This is a genomic window from Bacillus sp. NPDC057893 (assembly GCF_042796455.1).
GTDB lineage: Bacteria > Bacillota > Bacilli > Bacillales > Bacillaceae_G > Bacillus_A.
In genome coordinates this window covers 16,885-34,611 of record NZ_JBHVNG010000015.1, presented here as the reverse complement: position 1 = coordinate 34,611, position 17,727 = coordinate 16,885, and the positions used below count along the sequence as shown (strand labels likewise).

18 protein-coding genes are annotated in these 17,727 nt (G+C 37.4%); 9 read left to right on the top strand and 9 right to left on the bottom strand.

What is annotated here, in order from left to right; all coding sequences use genetic code 11:
• Positions 1–73 precede the first annotated feature (73 nt).
• Positions 74–955, top strand: a complete 882-nt coding sequence (locus tag ACFVQC_RS27675; RefSeq protein ID WP_377899879.1) for a helix-turn-helix domain-containing protein — start codon at positions 74–76, stop codon at positions 953–955.
• Positions 956–972: 17 nt separating this feature from the next.
• Here the strand turns inward: ACFVQC_RS27675 and ACFVQC_RS27670 are convergent, their stop codons facing one another.
• The 3 genes from ACFVQC_RS27670 to ACFVQC_RS27660 all read right to left on the bottom strand — a co-directional run bounded on the left by ACFVQC_RS27670 (position 973) and on the right by ACFVQC_RS27660 (position 4,027).
• The gene (locus ACFVQC_RS27670) at positions 973–2,220 is read right to left on the bottom strand and encodes an MFS transporter (protein ID WP_002145098.1); all 1,248 of its coding nucleotides are present in this window, start codon (positions 2,218–2,220) and stop codon (positions 973–975) included.
• Between the two features lie 174 nt (positions 2,221–2,394).
• Complete coding sequence (locus ACFVQC_RS27665; RefSeq protein WP_002112609.1) at positions 2,395–2,871, bottom strand: GyrI-like domain-containing protein; 477 nt, start codon at positions 2,869–2,871, stop codon at positions 2,395–2,397.
• Between the two features lie 166 nt (positions 2,872–3,037).
• Positions 3,038–4,027, bottom strand: coding sequence for an NAD(P)/FAD-dependent oxidoreductase (locus tag ACFVQC_RS27660; RefSeq protein WP_002145100.1), 990 nt, complete (start codon positions 4,025–4,027; stop codon positions 3,038–3,040).
• Positions 4,028–4,488: 461 nt separating this feature from the next.
• Here ACFVQC_RS27660 and ACFVQC_RS27655 point away from each other — a divergent pair, with 461 nt between their 5' ends.
• A complete protein-coding gene (locus ACFVQC_RS27655) occupies positions 4,489–5,697 on the top strand; it encodes an NAD(P)/FAD-dependent oxidoreductase (RefSeq protein ID WP_002067919.1) in 1,209 nt (402 codons plus the stop codon).
• Here ACFVQC_RS27655 and ACFVQC_RS27650 read toward each other — a convergent pair.
• Positions 5,694–5,873 (bottom strand): hypothetical protein, encoded by a 180-nt coding sequence (locus tag ACFVQC_RS27650; protein ID WP_377894391.1) that lies wholly within the window; start codon positions 5,871–5,873, stop codon positions 5,694–5,696. The two genes, ACFVQC_RS27655 and ACFVQC_RS27650, sit on opposite strands and share 4 nt — an antisense overlap.
• Positions 5,874–6,066: 193 nt before the next feature.
• Positions 6,067–7,113: an FUSC family protein gene (locus ACFVQC_RS27645; RefSeq protein WP_377899878.1), complete on the bottom strand. Its 1,047-nt coding sequence runs from the start codon at positions 7,111–7,113 to the stop codon at positions 6,067–6,069.
• 315 nt (positions 7,114–7,428) lie between these two features.
• Here ACFVQC_RS27645 and ACFVQC_RS27640 point away from each other — a divergent pair, with 315 nt between their 5' ends.
• From ACFVQC_RS27640 to ACFVQC_RS27625, 4 genes are all read left to right on the top strand, one after another.
• Positions 7,429–7,935 (top strand): NUDIX hydrolase, encoded by a 507-nt coding sequence (locus ACFVQC_RS27640; protein ID WP_002067921.1) that lies wholly within the window; start codon positions 7,429–7,431, stop codon positions 7,933–7,935.
• On the top strand, positions 7,932–8,249 hold the full coding sequence (locus ACFVQC_RS27635; RefSeq protein ID WP_002089308.1) for a YuiB family protein: 318 nt from the start codon (positions 7,932–7,934) through the stop codon (positions 8,247–8,249). Before ACFVQC_RS27640 ends, ACFVQC_RS27635 begins: the two co-directional genes overlap by 4 nt.
• Positions 8,250–8,335: 86 nt before the next feature.
• A complete protein-coding gene (locus tag ACFVQC_RS27630) occupies positions 8,336–8,962 on the top strand; it encodes a 3D domain-containing protein (protein WP_002089307.1) in 627 nt (208 codons plus the stop codon).
• 155 nt (positions 8,963–9,117) lie between these two features.
• Entirely contained in the window at positions 9,118–10,599 is a 1,482-nt protein-coding gene (locus ACFVQC_RS27625) for a leucyl aminopeptidase (RefSeq protein ID WP_377899876.1), read from the top strand.
• A 79-nt stretch (positions 10,600–10,678) separates the two neighbouring features.
• On the opposite strand, the gene cdaS is transcribed toward ACFVQC_RS27625, so the two are convergent.
• Entirely contained in the window at positions 10,679–11,284 is a 606-nt protein-coding gene (cdaS, locus tag ACFVQC_RS27620; protein ID WP_377894382.1) for a sporulation-specific diadenylate cyclase CdaS, read from the bottom strand.
• A gap of 143 nt (positions 11,285–11,427) precedes the next feature.
• Between cdaS and ACFVQC_RS27615 the strand changes: the two genes are divergently transcribed.
• Positions 11,428–13,152: a phospho-sugar mutase gene (locus tag ACFVQC_RS27615; protein ID WP_377899874.1), complete on the top strand. Its 1,725-nt coding sequence runs from the start codon at positions 11,428–11,430 to the stop codon at positions 13,150–13,152.
• Between the two features lie 152 nt (positions 13,153–13,304).
• Entirely contained in the window at positions 13,305–14,192 is an 888-nt protein-coding gene (gene galU, locus ACFVQC_RS27610) for a UTP--glucose-1-phosphate uridylyltransferase GalU (protein WP_002067929.1), read from the top strand.
• Positions 14,193–14,237: 45 nt separating this feature from the next.
• On the opposite strand, the gene ACFVQC_RS27605 is transcribed toward galU, so the two are convergent.
• Positions 14,238–14,831 carry a biotin transporter BioY gene (locus ACFVQC_RS27605; RefSeq protein WP_377894379.1) on the bottom strand — a complete coding sequence of 198 codons (594 nt, stop codon included), beginning with the start codon at positions 14,829–14,831 and terminating at the stop codon, positions 14,238–14,240.
• A 50-nt stretch (positions 14,832–14,881) separates the two neighbouring features.
• Positions 14,882–15,625: a DUF3298 and DUF4163 domain-containing protein gene (locus ACFVQC_RS27600; RefSeq protein WP_016096630.1), complete on the bottom strand. Its 744-nt coding sequence runs from the start codon at positions 15,623–15,625 to the stop codon at positions 14,882–14,884.
• A 97-nt stretch (positions 15,626–15,722) separates the two neighbouring features.
• On the opposite strand from ACFVQC_RS27600, the gene ACFVQC_RS27595 reads away from it, so the two are divergent.
• Positions 15,723–16,106 (top strand): hotdog fold thioesterase, encoded by a 384-nt coding sequence (locus tag ACFVQC_RS27595; RefSeq protein ID WP_002145111.1) that lies wholly within the window; start codon positions 15,723–15,725, stop codon positions 16,104–16,106.
• A 38-nt stretch (positions 16,107–16,144) separates the two neighbouring features.
• Here ACFVQC_RS27595 and ACFVQC_RS27590 read toward each other — a convergent pair whose 3' ends face one another.
• Positions 16,145–17,521, bottom strand: a complete 1,377-nt coding sequence (locus ACFVQC_RS27590) for a glycine--tRNA ligase (protein ID WP_002015863.1) — start codon at positions 17,519–17,521, stop codon at positions 16,145–16,147.
• Positions 17,522–17,727: the final 206 nt, after the last annotated feature.

Genomic DNA, 17,727 nt, shown 5'->3' with positions numbered 1-17,727 from the left:
TCTCCAATAAAAAATATTAACTATCACGCCAATTTCGCTTACTGCCTCTTACTTATAAAATGAGGTGATAGAAATGGGAAGCTTATATAATTTAATGAAACCATACAGTGAATTTCGAAGTAAAGAAGAGTTTAATACATATCAAAAACAAGTTTTTAAATGCTATCGATTTCAATTGAATAAAACTGATTCTATCATTATTCATTTTTTAGGAAAGTATGCGGTGAATGAGAAACAAAAAACAGTGGGGGTTGCTTGTCCGTTAATGGAGACGATTGCTACAAATGTCGGAAAGAGTATGCGTACAGTACGCCGCTCAATTGCAAAGCTAGAGGAACTAGGAATTATAAAGCGTGTTGCGACAAAGGAGAGATATAAGCGCGGTGGGTACAGTGCAAACTTATATGTTTTTCTTACATCTGCGATTGACCGCATGGATGACCGTATGAAAATGTCCGCATGTGAAAGTGGTGATTGTGCAGATGGCTGTAGTGGAAATGAGCAAAAATGCGCGGGAGAAACAATTCTTTCTAAAAACATTCCACAAATAAAAGAGAAAAGAAAAGTAACGTACGAGCTTGATGAAACGTATTGTCGTCACGATATACCAAAGCCTTTTATATACGCACTGGTGCCGATGACGAGTAATCCGAAGAAGCTTAATACACTTTGGAGTAAAGTGGAGCTTGCTTACAAAAAAAGCGGATTACTAGAGCAAGGTGTTTTATTAGGCCAGATTTTAGCTGATGAAGAAGCGTATGGAAATTTAATTTGGCGGGCTAAAAGTGTTGTGAGGGCGTATAAGTACGGAGAAATTCGTAAAGATGTTGGAGCACTGTTGTATAGTACGATGCGAGATTTATTTTTAGAAATTGGATTAGAGTGGGGAGCGGCATTAAGGAGAAGTAAGGGAATACCGTTATTCGATCCATTTAAAAAAGAGTCATGCGTATAATACATGACTCTTAGTAGCTAATCGAATTTCCTTACAACTGGAACACGAATCGCTACAAATAGTACGAAGACGATAACAGCGATTGCACCGCTTTTCATAACCGTTACAATTGGAATACCGATCCCAAGTGCAAGCGATGTAAATGCGTAAGAGAGCGGAATGAATCCCATCGATGAAAGCATGAGTAAACTCATAACGCGTCCCATCATCTCTTCTTTTACTGTTGATTGGATCATTGCCATAAGTGGAACGATAGCCATCGCAATTGTAATACCGTAAAACATTCCAGCTAATAGAGCTTGCCAAAGTACAGTGCTAAAGTTGATGGATAAGAAGAATACACCAGACAGTAGCATCATGATAATACAAAATAGACCACGTCTGCGGTTAATGTTTTTTAACCCGACAATGATAGCTCCTATCGCCATTCCACCGCCGACAGATGCTTCTAAGTAACTAAACTGAAGTGAATCACCGTGCAGAACGTTTTTAACAAAAAGCGGGAAACCGACTTGCATCGGACCGATTAAAAATAAGTTTAGAAAGGCGCTACAAATCAGGAAAGTTGAAAGGAATGGTGATTCCTTTACGTATAAGATTCCTTCTTTAATAGAAGTGAACATGCCTTTGTCTGTTTCATTTTTTTCGGGTACGGTAAATTGTATTTTTTGAACGAGTATTGCAGCGATAATGAGTAGCAGGATTGTAATTGAAAAAATTGTCTCATAGTTCGTAAATTTAATGAGAATACCGCCAAGTACAGGTCCTAAAATGACAGATGCTTGGTTTGTCATTTGAGTAAGTGAATTTGCTTGTGTTAAACGGCTTTTTTCTACAAGTTCAGGCAGAATAGATCCATCGGCTGACCAGAAGAAAGCGTCAGCAAGTCCGAAGAACAAAGCGAACAAGGCAAATGTATATAGTGTTACATCACCGACGATGAACCAGGTGAGAATGGTTGCGACAAGAATAGCGCGAATAATATTAGAATAAAACATAATGTTTTTTTTCGGGAATTTATCAGCTAATGCTCCGCCGATAATCATAAAGATGAGCCTTGGAACACTAAGAGCCACGAAAACAATACCGAGTGAAGCCTCAAGGTTTAATGTTTTTGCTATGTACCATGTTTGTGAAAAAGTAAAAAAGGCTAAAGCAAAACTTGAAAAGAGAGTAGCTGCCCAAAGAAAAAGGAAGTTCGTATTTTTTAATAACGGTTTTCCGCTTCCTTCTAAAGCAGATTTATTTTGTTGTAGTTCCTCCATATTGCTTCCTTTCTATGTACCGATTTTAGACTGAAAAACCTATTAACAATCGTTTTATACAGTTTCTAATAGTTCTATACTGCACTTTCTCATTGTAGACAATAATAATGAATTTGCACAGTGGCTATTTCACGACAAAAAAGAAGATACCAAGGGCATCTTCTTTTTAATGTTTTAGGCTAATGCAATATAAATATTCAATTGTACGTTATTTGGATCTGTTGCTTTTTCATCATACAGTTCGAAATCTGTTGTAAAGGCACGTTTGTTTTCTTTCGACCATTGCCAAATATATTCCCAAGCCTCGCAAACGACTTCAGAAACTGGTCCCTTTCTCGTTGTAAATACCGCATACGTAGTAGCAGGTATTGTTAAAGTTGTCATATTTTCAGGAACGTCTTCTAATGAAGAAACAGGCATACCAATCGTAAATTGATACGTACCAGTTTCATCTGATTCGTAGTTTGAATAGAAGGCGAATGTTTCTTTTGTTTGTTGATTTGGAATTTGATGCATGATTTGTTCTTGAAAGTAGCGATTCCAAAGCATTGGAATCCTTCCTTCAGTCGATGCTTCTTTTTCGTTAGTCGTCGTAATAGAGACACCGATTGCTTGGAAAGCTTCTTTTTTTACGATAATAGGTTCTTTCATTAATAAAACCTCCCTTTATTAAACGAAACGTACGTTCTTGTTTTATTGTAACATATTTTGGAAGGAAGTAGTGTTTTTTATAAAATTGGAATGTATTTTAGTTAGGAGAAGGAGAGAGTATGAAAAGAACTCCTTTCATGTAAAAAGAGTTCTTTTCATTTCTATATTAAAACATACTTGAGCTGTGCATTGGTTGAAGTTTTGCGTTTGGATCGAAGTAAGCTTTTGCATTGTTTACTGCTGTCGGTGCTTCACCAAAGCCGCAAGCAATGAGTTTTACTTTTCCTTCATATGTACAAATGTCACCAGCAGCGTAAATGCCAGGAATATTTGTTTCCATTTTTGAGTTCACGAGGATGCTGTTCTTTTGAATATCTAAGCCCCAATTTTTAATTGGACCAAGCGAAGAAACGAAGCCGTAGTTTACGATTACGTCATCAACATCGATGATAACTTTTTCTTCTGTTTTTACGTGCTGAAGAACAACTTGTTCAATAGTATCATCACCGATGAGTTCAACTGGAACGTAAGGTGTGCTTACTTCTGCACGGGAATTCATTAAGCTTTCTACGCTATGTTCATGTGCACGGAATTTATCACGGCGATGAACAATTGTAACTTTGTCCGCAATCGGTTCTAACATCATTGTCCAATCTACTGCTGAGTCACCGCCGCCGAATACAACGACGCGTTTTCCAGCAAATTTATTCATATCATCAACGAAATAATGTAAGTTTTTCTTTTCGTATTTTGCCCCGCCTTCTAATTCTAAGCGGCGTGGTTGGAAAGCACCATTACCAGCAGTAATAATGACAGATTTAGAGTAGTGAGTTTGTTTATTTGTAACAAGTTTAAATATACCGTCAGCTTGTTTTTCAAGCGTATCAACAGCTTCCTCTAAGCAAACAGTTGGATCAAATTTCTTCATTTGCTCTTTTAAGTTATCAACTAACTCTTGTGCACGCACTTTTGGGAATCCAGCTACATCATAAATATATTTTTCGGGATATAGTGCGGATAATTGCCCTCCAAGTTGAGGTAAGCTTTCAATAATTTTTACACTTGCTTGTCTCATTCCGCCATAAAATGCAGTGAATAGTCCTGTTGGGCCACCACCAATAATCGTTATGTCGTAAACTTTTTGATTTTCTGTCACTTTCATTCCCCCTATAGATGGAATTTTAATATTGATTTCATATATTGTTCATATGTACACGAAAATCCTGCAAATGATGACACTTTCAAATAAATGATAGCATATTTCAGTTAATAATACTTCTGAAAACGACTGAATAATAAGTAAGTTTGCGCATAGATGTTTTAGAATCGTATAAAATATAACGAAAGGAAAATACATGAAAAAAAGGCTAAAAAACCCTTGAAAACGCTATGTTATTTTAAAATATTGATAATTCTCTAGGTGCTTGAATTATGGAATGAAACCGACTAATATAGGGAAGTATTATGTTAAATTTCTATGACAAATTTCGTACGATTTTTTGACTACGTTTTGTTATGATATAGAATGTGATAAATTCCACATTCTTGACAAATAGAGTTTTTAGTACTTGGTATTATTTTTAATTACTATTATATAAAGAAAAGGGTTGTGATTTGGTGAAGACTCCAAAAATCGTAGTTTTAGGTGCAGGTTATGGCGGGATGATTACGACTGTTCGTCTGCAAAAAACATTATCTGTAAGTGAAGCTGAAATTACGTTAGTAAACAACAACAGCTATCACTACCAAGCAACTTGGTTACATGAGAGTGCAGCTGGTACATTACAAGATGATAAAATCTGTCTAGATATTCAAGACGTTATCGATACAAATAAAGTGAACTTTGTACAAGATACAGTAGTAGAGATTAAAGCTGCTGAAAAACGTATTATCTTAAAAGATGGTGAATTAGAGTATGATTACTTAGTAATCGGTCTTGGTTTCGAATCAGAAACGTTCGGAATTAAAGGATTAAAAGAGCATGCATTCTCAATCACTAACATTAATGCAACTCGTCAAATTCGTGAGCATATGGAAGAAAAATTCGCTCAATATGCGACTGAAAAACGCGATGAGTTAGTAACAATCGTTGTTGGTGGCGCTGGATTTACTGGCATCGAGTACGTAGGTGAGCTTGCAAATCGTATTCCTGAACTTTGCAAAGAGTACGACGTTCCACGTGAAAAAGCACGTATCATCTGTGTAGAAGCTGCTCCAACAGCACTTCCTGGTTTCGATCCAGCATTAGTAGAGTACGCTGTAAAACAACTTGAGAAAAAAGGTGTAGAATTCCGCATCGGTACAGCAATTAAGGAAGCAACTGAAGAAGGTATTATCGTTGCAAACGGTGATGATGCTGAACTTCTTAAATCTGAAACTGTAGTTTGGGCTGCAGGTGTTCGTGGTAACGGTATTGTGGAAGAGTCTGGATTTGAAGCAATGCGCGGACGTATTAAAGTGGATGAGTACATGCACGCTCCGGGTCATGAGGATGTATTCATGGTTGGTGACGCAGCGTTAATCATCAATGAGGAGATTAACCGTCCATACCCACCAACAGCACAGATTGCAATTCAAGAAGGTTATAATATTGCACACAATTTAACTGTGTTAGTTCGCGGCAAAGGCGAAATGAAAAAGTTTGCATTTGATAATAAAGGATCTGTATGTTCATTAGGTCATGACGATGCAATGGGCGTTGTTATGGGTAAAAAGTTAACAGGTTGGAAAGCTTCATTCATGAAGAAAGTAATCGACAACCGTTACTTATTCTTACTAGGCGGACCTTTATTAGTTCTTAAAAAAGGTAAATTGAAGTTCTTTTAATATATAGTAGAAAAAGCAGAAACGGCTATGAGCTGTTTCTGCTTTTTTTGTATAATACACGTTTTCGATATAGTAATAAAAAGAGGGTGAAAAGTGAAAGGAATTCCATATAGAATAATTGCGTTTCCGAAGAAAGAAAATGCAGATTCGCCAGGCCACTGTTTCGTTTTCTTCATACTTACTTTCCCTTCCATATAGTTTTTTAGCAAATAGTTGTAATTCATCAGATACAGAAATAGACATACAAAAACGCCATCCTTTCTTATGATTCTACAGAAAGAATAGCGTATTTTTTCATTTTAGGGGGGATTTTGTTCAACTAGAAAAGATACCCGAAATATTAAAGCATCTTTCGCTAGATAACCACCTTTACACTGATTTCGCCATCGCTCTACTGAATATCAAGTTCACTGCAATCACGATGACTGCGCCGATAAGGGTTGCAAATACACGGTCGAACAGAATGATAAACTGGAACGGTTTTCCGGCTTCCATGATCAAAATAATGAGCGGGATCATGGTTGCAGAGTATACAAGATAATTTCGAACCTTTAGAAGAGGTCGAACACCTGCAAATAGCCCGATACTTATAACCAACCCCCAAATTGGTAGGCTAGTTGCGAGAAGCAAACTCGCAACAATCACGCCGATTACTGTACCAAGCACTCGTTGTGTTGTTTTGATTGGAAAGAGTTCTATTTTCCGCTGAGTAAGGATCGCTACGGTAATTGCAATCCAATAGAAGTGGTGCTCGGGCCAAAGTATTCGCAATCCCTCAGCTATACCTAAACATAATGCGAGCCTGATTGGGAATTGCCAACCGGATAGGTGTGCAAGAGAATTCCGCCATAGAATGATTTTTTTCGATGTTGGCCCTTTCACAGCTCCATCCAGCGATGATTTAAAACAACGGTGTACCCAGATGCCTAGCACCAAGCTGATACTGACGGTCCAAATCGCCCCTGCTAAGATTGAAAAAATTAGTTCCATCCGGTACTCCGTCTGATCGACCATATTGAGGATGATGATCAGGAATACGAAAAAGCGTGTTGTTTCCACCGCCAAGGCACGACTATATCCGCCAATTAACGCAGCAAGGCTTACCAGCAGGATCAAGACTCCAAATGTTAGATAGCCATGTCCGAAAGAGAGAACAGCAGCAATCGCAGCAAGCACTATTGATATCAGTGCTGATGCCAAATTTTTCCCGTGATTTATAAAACTCGAACCGACTTTCACGCTACTGACTGCCAAACTGCCGACTGATGCAGCAAAACCAAGAGCGGGATAGCCTAGAACTGTGGCGAACAGAACAGGTCCGGCCATACCTATGCCGGCGGAAATGAGTTCTACTATTTCTACCTTGGTCTCCTTAGACCAAGAAAACACTTGAGCCCTATATGTCTTTACATTCATCTATAGCACCTCTTCAGACCCAAAGAGTAGGGTACAGTTTAATAATAGGCTCTTTCTTTAATCCGTGGACATGTGGTGATACCTATGTCCATCAGGCTAATATTTTGAAGTATCCCCAAAATGAAAACTTTATCTTTCCAGAGTTATTTATAATAATTCAGCTCATTTTTTTCAATATGGGGAAATGCCAATTTTTTAAGTTGATGGTAATGGGGCATTACCCTAAGAAAGGAAAAATCACAGTGTACTTAAAAATATAGTATAATATATAAAAAAGAAAGAATATTCTGTCCGTTCGGTGGAGGAGGTTATATCATGGGGAAGCGAGGGAAAGTGTGGTTAGCTGTCAGTGGTTTAGTAGCTACAAAAGATGGGAGATGGCTATTCGTTAAGAAAAAATACGGTGGATTGAAAGGGCAATGGTCTTTACCTGCTGGTTTTGTTAATGAAGGCGAGACTGTTGATGAAGCTGTAAAACGTGAAATTTTGGAAGAGACAGGCATTGTTGCTCATGTAAAGGGGATTATTGGTATTCGCTCAGGTGTTATTCATAATGAAATTAGTGATAATATGATTATTTTTCTTTTAGAGCCAGAGGGAGAAGACGTTATCGTACAGGAGAAAGAATTGTCGGAAGTAGCTTTTTTACATCCAGAAAACATTGCAGATGATCAAAATACTTCTGTACTCATCAAATATTTATTAGAAGGAAGAGCAGAGTCGCATTTTGAAATGGACACAACATTAAATCCAGGAGAGCAGTTTGGTTATACGGCTTATCATGTGTTTACGGCGTATGCGAAGGAGAGGGAGAAGAAGTGAGTATACCGGTACTACTTATTTCAATGATGTTGTTCTTTATTTTATTTTTTGGAATTGGATTTTTACTCAACATGATTTTGCGAGCTACGTGGGTAATGGTTATTGTGTATCCGATTATTTGTATGCTTATTATTAATAAAGCGAGTGTATGGGACTATTTTTCAAAGCCAAAAGAAACATTTTCTTCATTTGGGACAAGTGTATCGCATTTAGGACACGCAGATGTGTTTATTCTATCTACTGGATTAGTAGGTGCTGCTTTAGCAGGAATTATAATTAAGAAGCTTCGGAAAAGTGGATATCAAATGTTTTAATCTCCAATCAATTTGGAGATTATTTTTTTGCATATTCCTTCATCGTATAGGGAATGATTAACGATGAAGGAGTGTGGAATATAAAAATGTTAAAACGATATTGTATTCGCATTATGATGACTTGTTTACTTGCATTCGCATTATGCGTAACATGGCAGGCTTTCACAGGAGTTTCTTTATTAGAGATTATAAAATCATATGAAGGAACAAGTGTAAAAGAAGTACATGCAGCAGAAATTGAGAAAAAAGTTGCTCCGAGTAAAGAAGTGATAAATGCTTTAGAACAGGCAAATGACTGGTCTAAATATCGTGTTATAGAAATGACTGCAACTGGTTATACATCAGGTATAGAGTCAACTGGAAAGAGACCGGGGCATCCAGAGTATGGCATTACATATTCAGGTGTTAAAGCAAAAAGGGATTTATATTCCACAATCGCTGCTGACTTGCGCGTATTCCCGCTCGGGACAATTCTATTCGTGCCAGGTTACGGATATGGTGTTGTAGCTGATAAGGGCGGTGCTATAAAAGGAAATCGTCTCGATTTATATTATGATACGGTGAAAGATGTTTATAGCCAATGGGGTAAGAAAAAAGTAAATGTGTATATAGTGAAAATAGGAAATGGTAAGTTTTCGGAAGAAGAGTTAACGATGTTAAATCAAGACGAAACGATGCAAGTGTTTCGTGGACAATATTTAAAACAAAGATAGTCTAGTGGTAATAACGCTAGACTTTTTTCTTGTCTTATTTCACCATAGAAGATATTGGAAATAGTATCTTCATATGAAACGATAGAATTTAGAATTGTCGCATTTTATCGAAAATAAAGTTATAATGGACGTAGAGAAATTTAGGGGGTCTGAACATGTTTCAAGTACAAAAAGAATTAGCAAGTCATGAAGCGGTAATTGTTGCCTTATTTGAAGAAGATAAAACGAGTAGCTTTGTACAAGAACTGGATAAAGCGTTTGAAGGACAATTACAAGTTTTATTAGAAGAAGAACTTTCAACTAAGAAGAAAGCCATTTCAAAAGTACATAGCTTAGGAAAAACAAATGTTAAACGTTATTATTTTGTTGGTTTAGGTAAGAAAGAGTCATATACAACAGAAACGTTACGTGCGGCTCTTAGTAAAGCTTTTAAATCGTTACAATCAGCAAAAGTAAAAGACGCAGCAATCTTACTTGACTCTTTCGTAACAGATAAATTAGACGCGATTGATGTAGCTCATATTGCATCGGAAGTATATTGCCTTGGTACATACGGATTACAAACATATAAAACGGATGAAAAAGAAAGAGTAGAGTTAGAAAAACTGATTGCTATTACAGCAGAAGATGCACAAGAAATTGAAGCAGCATTAACGGTAGGATACGTACATGGACGTGCAACGAATTCAGCTCGTACGCTTGTAAATATGCCGCCAAACGTATTAACAGCGACAAAGCTTGCTGAGTATGCAGTTGAATTAGCGGAAAAATACGATATGGATTATAAGGTTCTTGAGAAAGAAGAGATGGAAGAGCTTGGTATGGGTGCATTACTTGCAGTAAACCAAGGATCTACTGAACCGCCAAAAATGATTGCTCTTATTTATAAAGGAAAAGAAGAGTGGAAAGATGTAATTGGATTTGTTGGAAAAGGGATTACATATGATACTGGCGGCTATTCTTTAAAACCACGTGAAGGCATGGTTGGTATGAAAGGTGATATGGGCGGCGCTGCAGCTGTTCTTGGCGCGATGGAGATCATCGGTGAACTTCGCCCTGAGCAAAATGTAATTGCTGTTATTCCATCAACTGACAACGTTGTAAGTGGTACAGCATTTAAGCCAGATGATGTTATTACATCTATGAGCGGAAAAACAATTGAAGTATTAAATACAGATGCAGAAGGTCGCTTAGCGTTAGCTGACGGTATTACGTATGCGAAGAAACTTGGTGCAAATTACTTAGTTGATGTTGCAACATTAACAGGCGGTATAATTGTTGCACTTGGAAATCATACAACAGGTGCAATGACAAATAATGAAGAATTGTTTGAACAAGTGTTAGAGGCTTCTATGGAAACGGATGAGCCAATTTGGCAATTGCCGATTTTTGAACGTGATAAAGAACGTGTCAAAAACAGTAAATTTGCTGATTTAAATAACTCACCAGGCCGTGAAGGACATGCGGTTATGGCTGGGACATTCCTTGGTGAATTTGCAGAAGAAACACCATGGGTACACTTAGACATCGCTGGAACATCTGAAACAACAGGAACACATGATTTAGGACCGGCCGGGGCAACAGGTGCAATGGTGCGTACACTTGCAACACTTGTTGAGCGTTTCGGAGAAGAATAAAGAATGCAAAAAAAACTGTCTGGAAAGGTCATTACATAATGAACCTTTCCGGAACAGCTTTTTTTATTTTATAGGTATTCTATAAAGAAATCGTATATAACGTTCCATTTAAAGCGAATGAAGTACGACCAGTTTCTTCAGAGACAACTAATATAAGTGAATCACTTTTCTCTGATAAGCCAATTGCAGCCCTGTGACGTGTTCCTAGCTCAGGATTGATTTCTGTGCTTTTTGTTAATGGAAGAATATTAGCTGCTGAGAGAATATGATTATTTTTAATGAGAACGGCTCCGTCATGAAGAGGGTTCCCTGGATAAAAGATCGATTCAAGTAGTGGCGCGGTTAAGTGTGCGTTTAATGTCGTTCCAGTTTGAATGAAAGAATCAAGAGCGTCACTTCGTTCCACGATAATAAGAGCACCGTGTTTTCGAGCGCTTAAATGTTGGACAGCTGTAGTGATGAAATGTGAACTTTCCGTATAAGGTGATAAATATGCTTGAATATAATATGTAGCTGCTAACGTCTGTACATTTGTTAACATATGATGAATATCTTCCATTTTACATAAAATACATTCATCTTCTTTATCGATTGCATGCTTCATGTTTGATAATTCTTTTTCAGCAATTTCAATCATCTGCTTTGTTTTTATTTTGAGCTCTTCTGACAAGCCCCATTCTTGCATAATCCTCATTCCCTTTGGTGGAGTATTTAACCATAGTGTATACAAATATTTATAGTAAAATCCTGTTAGATTTTAAAAAATATTGAGATGCAGGTTGTTTTTTTCATATAATGAAGGTACGACAGGCGAGAGGAGATGGAAGTATGAATTGGAAACAAGAATTTAGTCGCTGGCTTTCATATGCAGAATTAGACGCAGAATTAAAAGAACAGCTAGAAAACATGAAGCAAGATGAGAAGAAAATCGAGGATAGCTTTTATAAAAATCTAGAGTTCGGCACAGGTGGTATGCGTGGTGAACTTGGTGCTGGTACGAACCGTTTAAATGTATATACAGTTCGTAAAGCAACAAAAGGATTAGCTAGGTTTATTGAAAAATTAGGTGAAGACGCGAAAAAACGTGGTGTTGTTGTCGCGTATGATTCTCGTCATAAATCACCTGAATTCGCAATGGAAGTAGCTGCTACTCTTGGTGCACAGGGTATTACAACATACGTATTTGAAAGCTTACGTCCAACGCCAGTGCTTTCTTTCGCAGTTCGTCATTTACATACAGTAAGTGGAATCGTTCTTACGGCAAGCCATAATCCGCCCGAATATAACGGTTATAAAGTATATGGTGAAGATGGTGGGCAGTTGCCTCCAAAAGAAGCTGATGAGTTAATTAGCTACGTAAATGCAGTAGAAAATGAATTAACAGTTGAAGTTGCTGATGTTGAGCAATTAAAAGCTGACGGTTTATTACATATAATTGGACAAGAAGTAGATGATGCATATGCGGCAGAATTGAACAATGTCATTATTAATAAAGAGATGGTGAAAGAAGTAGGAAAAGATTTAAAAATCGTCTTTACACCATTACATGGAACATCAAATATTTCGGTACGCCGTGGTTTAGAAGAAGTTGGATTTGCAGATGTAACAGTTGTAAAAGAGCAAGAGTTACCAGATTCAAACTTCTCTACAGTAAAATCACCAAATCCAGAAGAGCATGCAGCGTTTGAGTATGCAATTCGCGACGGTGAAAAAGTAGGCGCTGATGTGTTAATCGCAACAGATCCTGATGCAGACCGTCTTGGTGTAGCAGTTCGTAATCATGATGGTGAGTTTCAAGTATTAACTGGTAACCAAACAGGTGCATTAATGCTTGATTATTTATTATCTCAAAAGAAAAAAAACGGAACGCTTCCAGAGAACGGTGTTGTTTTAAAAACAATCGTAACGTCTGAAATTGGCCGTACAATCGCAAAAGCATACGGTTTAGATACAGTTGATACGTTAACTGGATTTAAATTTATCGGTGAAAAAATTAAACAGTATGAAGAAAGCGGACAATATGAATTCCAATTCGGTTATGAGGAAAGCTATGGTTATTTAATCCGTCCATTCTGCCGTGATAAAGATGCAGTACAATCCGTTCTATTTGCATGTGAAGTAGCTGCGTACTACAAATCACAAGGTAAAACGTTATATGATGGCCTGTTAGAAGTATTTAAGAAGTATGGGTTCTTCCGCGAGGACCTTGTATCGTTAACGTTAAAAGGAAAAGACGGTGCCGAACAGATTCAAAAGATGATGGCAACATTCCGCGGGAATCCTCCGAAAGAAGTAGCTGGTTTAACAGTCGTTGCAGTTGAGGATTATAAGGAAAGCATCATTACAACGTTACAAGATGGAAATAAGGAAGAGATTCACTTACCGAAATCAAATGTGTTAAAATATCAATTAGAAGATGGTTCTTGGTTCTGCTTACGTCCATCTGGAACAGAGCCGAAAATTAAATTCTACTTTGGTGTACAAGATGATTCCTTACAAAATAGTGAACAAAAGTTACTTACTATTAAAGAAGATATTATGAATCGTTTATAATAGAATAGAGTGCTACTGATAGGAAAAGAGGAGAACGGAGAACGGCCTCCTCTTTTCTTATAGTTTTGTTTGATGTAGAGGATTATTACGAGCGAGTGTTATAAATTTGCACTTTACTAAGAGAATTAGAATGAAAAGCGAGGGTATTTGTCATGAAAAAAGTGAGAAAAGCAATTATCCCGGCAGCGGGATTAGGAACACGCTTTTTACCAGCAACGAAAGCAATGCCAAAAGAAATGCTTCCAATTGTAGATAAACCAACAATTCAATACATCGTAGAAGAAGCAGTAAAATCAGGCATCGAAGATATTATTATCGTTACTGGTAAAGGAAAGCGCTCTATCGAAGATCATTTTGATAACGCATTTGAATTAGAGCAAAACTTATTAGAGAAGAAAAAGTATGAGTTACTTGAAAAAGTACAAGCTTCTTCTAAAATGGTAGATATCCATTACATTCGTCAAAAAGAACCAAAAGGATTAGGACATGCTGTTTGGTGTGCGCGTAAATTCATTGGTGATGAGCCGTTTGCAGTATTATTAGGCGATGATATCGTTCAAGCTGAAAAACCATGTTTACGTCAATTAATGGACGAGTATGATAAAACACTTTCTTCTGTTATTGGTGTACAAACTGTTCCTGAAGCAGAAACACATCGCTACGGAATTATTGATCCGTTAGAGCAAGAGGGACGTCGTTATCAAGTTCGTAATTTCGTTGAAAAACCAACGCAAGGTACTGCACCTTCAAACTTAGCGATTATGGGACGTTACATTTTAACTCCTGAAATCTTTATGTTCTTGGAACAGCAACAAGTGGGAGCGGGCGGCGAAATTCAGTTAACGGATGCAATTCAAAGCTTAAATGAAATTCAACGTGTATTTGCATATGATTTCGAAGGAAAGCGTTATGACGTTGGTGAAAAATTAGGATTTGTTCAAACAACAATTGAAATGGCATTGCAACACCCAGAATTACGTGATGATATGCTAGTAATGATGAAGAAAATTTTAGAAGAGCAAATGAAGCAAGAGTCTTAATATAATAAACAAGGAGCTGTTCCTATAGGAACAGCTCCTTGTTTATTATGAAATCGTCGAATGAGAACGCTGATAAGCCGAACGACGTACAGCATAGTATATGCGAGGTGCGATAATAGCGCCGATAATTGTAAACGCAATATCCTTTACTGCAAACCACATCATAATCATCCAGGCAGCTTTATAACTCATATTACCACCCATGAAAATATTCACTGCCCCGTACATATAAGTAGTACCGATAATATACGTTAAAATGATTCCGACGAAAGAAGCAATTGCAAAGGTGCTGAATGTTGGTCGTTCTTTTTGTTCTACTATTTTTCCTGATACGTAAGCAACGATAATAAATGCGATAATAAAACCACCAGTAGGATCTAAAAGTGCTCCGAATCCAGCTTTGAAGTTAGCGAATATTGGTGCACCTGCTACTCCAACAAGCATGTAAACAGTCATTGATAATGCCCCGAGTCTACTTCCAAGAAGAAGACCTGCTAAAATTGCGAAAAATGGTTGCATAGATAATGGAACGCCCGCTACCTGTAAGAATGGCGCCCAAGATACAATATTTGCACCAATAGCCATAAGAGCGACGAACATGGCAGCTAATGCTAAATCTAAAACATGAAGCTTCCTCATAATGTTAACCTCCAGTTGTGTTTAGGTTAACATTATCGTAGCGAAAATATTTACTTGTTGTCAATCAAAATATTTTGATAAGAAGGCTTTAAATAGTCTCTAAGCAATGTGTATGGAATACGAAATTGCGGAATTCCGCTTGAATAAGGAGCAATTTCATATAAAGGGAAATAAATTACAAGATTATCCGGTTCTAAAAAGTAGTGAAACTTTTTAGTGCTCGTTACCTTTTCGGCTGCATCAGGAAAATAAATGCTTTCATTTTGTTTAATTTGTCTTACAATCTCTGTGCGAATTATTTCTTTATATTTATCCTCTTGCTGAAATAAATCGTCTAAGTGTAATAATTTTTTTTCGTTTAAATCAAATGTATTTGCCTTCCACGTATAAAGTCCGTGCGCTCCGCCTGTATATTGATAGTAATTCACATATAGACTTAGGAAAGGTGGTTTGTTTAAAGCTACTTTATAGTCAACATTTGCAACGTAGGGATGAAAAGGTGTGCTAGATCCTTCTGTTTCTTTATAATATTTCTTCGCTTCTTTTTCTAATTTACTTTTAAATTTAGTAGTAGAGTTTTTGTAATAGGAATTCAGCTTATTTTGGAATTGTGAATCAGAAAAATTGTGAAAAGAAGGCCTATTAATTTGATATTCTATATAAGGTTTCTTACCTTTTTGCGTTACAGTCTTCACATCGATTGTCAGGTTGGATGCTTTGGCTGCATGCGTACAATTTGGTACAATAGTGAGTAAGGAGAACATAAGCAGTAGTATACAAAATTTCTGTTTCATTTAGGTGAAACCTCCTTATATAAGTGTTATAGGTAGTTTGAAAGTAAATAGGTAAAAATATACATTTAATTAAAAGTGAGGAAAAGGGGGAAACGATATGTCAAAAACTTTAATGGATTCGCTTGGAATTGAGTTGTTAGAAATGACAGAGGATAAAGTAGTTGCTACAATGCCTGTTGATGAACGTACGCATCAGCCGTTTGGATTTTTACATGGCGGTGCATCTGTTGCATTAGCAGAAACTGTGGCAAGTGTTGGTTCATACAATTTAATTGATCAAGAGAAATGTATTTGTTTCGGATTAGAAATTAATGCAAATCATATTCGCTCAAAGCAAGATGGAATTGTAACAGCAATCGGAACACCGATACATAGAGGACAATCGACAATGGTTTGGGATATTCGCATCATTGATGAAAATGATGATTTACTATGCATATCAAGATGTACAGTAGCAATTAAAGAAAAACGTGAAAAATAGAAAAGAGGCGGCTCTTATGAGCTGCCTCTTTTTTATAATTAGAACTGGATTTTTTTCTCTAAGAAACCTTTTAGTTCGCTAATTGGCATACGAACTTGTTCCATAGTGTCACGGTCACGTACTGTAACAGCTTTGTCTTCAACAGAGTCGAAGTCGTATGTGATACAGAATGGTGTACCGATTTCGTCTTGACGACGGTAACGTTTACCGATAGAACCAGTTTCATCAAAGTCTACCATGAAGTCTTTAGCTAGTTCTGCGAATACTTCAGTAGCACCTTCAGATAGCTTTTTAGATAATGGTAAGATAGCTGCTTTATATGGTGCTAAAGCAGGGTGGAAACGAAGAACTGTACGAGAATCGTTTTCTAATTGCTCTTCTTCATATGCATCACATAAGAATGCTAATGTTACACGGTCTGCACCTAGAGATGGCTCGATGCAGTATGGTACGTAACGCTCATTCGTTTGTGGATCGATATAGTTAAAGTCTTCGTTAGAGTGTTCCATGTGACGTTTTAAATCGAAGTCTGTACGAGATGCAACGCCCCATAGTTCGCCCCAACCGAATGGGAATCTGAATTCAATATCAGTTGTTGCGTTACTGTAGTGAGATAATTCGTCTTCACCGTGGTCACGAAGACGCATACTTTCTTCAGTCATACCAAGTGAAAGTAACCAGTTTTTACAAGTTTCACGCCAGAATGCGAACCACTCTAAATCTTCACCAGGTTTACAGAAGAATTCAAGTTCCATTTGTTCGAATTCACGTGTACGGAATGTGAAGTTACCAGGTGTGATTTCGTTACGGAAACTTTTACCGATTTGACCGATACCAAATGGAAGTTTCTTACGCATAGAGCGTTGTACGTTTTTAAAGTTTACGAAAATACCTTGTGCTGTTTCAGGACGAAGGAAGATTTCGTTTGTGCTAGACTCTGTAACACCTTGGAATGTTTTGAACATTAAGTTGAACTGACGGATTTCCGTGAATTCTTGGCTACCGCAATCAGGGCATTTTACTTCATGTTCTTTCATTAAGTCAGCCATTTGGTCGAAAGTAAGACCGTCAACGACCATTTCGATGCCTTTTGCGTCTAATGCATCTTCAATTAATTTGTCAGCACGGTGACGAGCTTTACATTTTTTACAGTCGATCATTGGATCATTAAAGTTACCAACGTGACCAGAAGCGATCCAAGTTTTTGGGTTCATTAAAATAGCAGCATCTAAACCAACGTTGTGTGGAGATTCTTGAATGAATTTTTTCCACCAAGCTTTTTTAACGTTATTTTTTAATTCGATACCAAGTGGACCGTAATCCCATGTGTTTGCAAGACCACCGTAAATTTCAGAACCAGGGAAAACGAAACCGCGATGTTTTGCTAAGTTTACAACTTGTTCCATTGAATACATAATAAAATCCTCCTTTTGAAAGTTAACGTATTTGCGATGACGTGATGGGTACTTTGGAAACGGGGCATCTCCGCTAGCTCCAGCGGCTAAAATGTTCGGTGGCTTCGCTTCTTCCGCCGAGGCAAAAAGCGCCTCTATGTCAGAAGATCCATCCTCCTCACATTTTGAGCGAGCCGCTTCCGCTTTTAAATTATCCAGCTCCGGTG

Excerpts from the sequence above, each read along its gene's own strand:
- ACFVQC_RS27615 (WP_377899874.1), top strand. The coding sequence starts at position 11,428 with ATGAATTGGAAACAAGAATTTAGTCGCTGGCTTTCATATGCAGAATTA.
- ACFVQC_RS27665 (WP_002112609.1), bottom strand. The coding sequence starts at position 2,871 with ATGAAAGAACCTATTATCGTAAAAAAAGAAGCTTTCCAAGCAATCGGT.
- ACFVQC_RS27645 (WP_377899878.1), bottom strand. The coding sequence starts at position 7,113 with ATGAATGTAAAGACATATAGGGCTCAAGTGTTTTCTTGGTCTAAGGAG.
- ACFVQC_RS27675 (WP_377899879.1), top strand. The coding sequence starts at position 74 with ATGGGAAGCTTATATAATTTAATGAAACCATACAGTGAATTTCGAAGT.
- ACFVQC_RS27670 (WP_002145098.1), bottom strand. The coding sequence starts at position 2,220 with ATGGAGGAACTACAACAAAATAAATCTGCTTTAGAAGGAAGCGGAAAA.
- galU (WP_002067929.1), top strand. The coding sequence starts at position 13,305 with ATGAAAAAAGTGAGAAAAGCAATTATCCCGGCAGCGGGATTAGGAACA.
- ACFVQC_RS27625 (WP_377899876.1), top strand. The coding sequence starts at position 9,118 with ATGTTTCAAGTACAAAAAGAATTAGCAAGTCATGAAGCGGTAATTGTT.
- cdaS (WP_377894382.1), bottom strand. The coding sequence starts at position 11,284 with ATGCAAGAATGGGGCTTGTCAGAAGAGCTCAAAATAAAAACAAAGCAG.
- ACFVQC_RS27590 (WP_002015863.1), bottom strand. The coding sequence starts at position 17,521 with ATGTATTCAATGGAACAAGTTGTAAACTTAGCAAAACATCGCGGTTTC.
- ACFVQC_RS27640 (WP_002067921.1), top strand. The coding sequence starts at position 7,429 with ATGGGGAAGCGAGGGAAAGTGTGGTTAGCTGTCAGTGGTTTAGTAGCT.
- ACFVQC_RS27600 (WP_016096630.1), bottom strand. The coding sequence starts at position 15,625 with ATGAAACAGAAATTTTGTATACTACTGCTTATGTTCTCCTTACTCACT.
- ACFVQC_RS27650 (WP_377894391.1), bottom strand. The coding sequence starts at position 5,873 with ATGAAGAAAACGAAACAGTGGCCTGGCGAATCTGCATTTTCTTTCTTC.
- ACFVQC_RS27605 (WP_377894379.1), bottom strand. The coding sequence starts at position 14,831 with ATGAGGAAGCTTCATGTTTTAGATTTAGCATTAGCTGCCATGTTCGTC.
- ACFVQC_RS27595 (WP_002145111.1), top strand. The coding sequence starts at position 15,723 with ATGTCAAAAACTTTAATGGATTCGCTTGGAATTGAGTTGTTAGAAATG.
- ACFVQC_RS27630 (WP_002089307.1), top strand. The coding sequence starts at position 8,336 with ATGTTAAAACGATATTGTATTCGCATTATGATGACTTGTTTACTTGCA.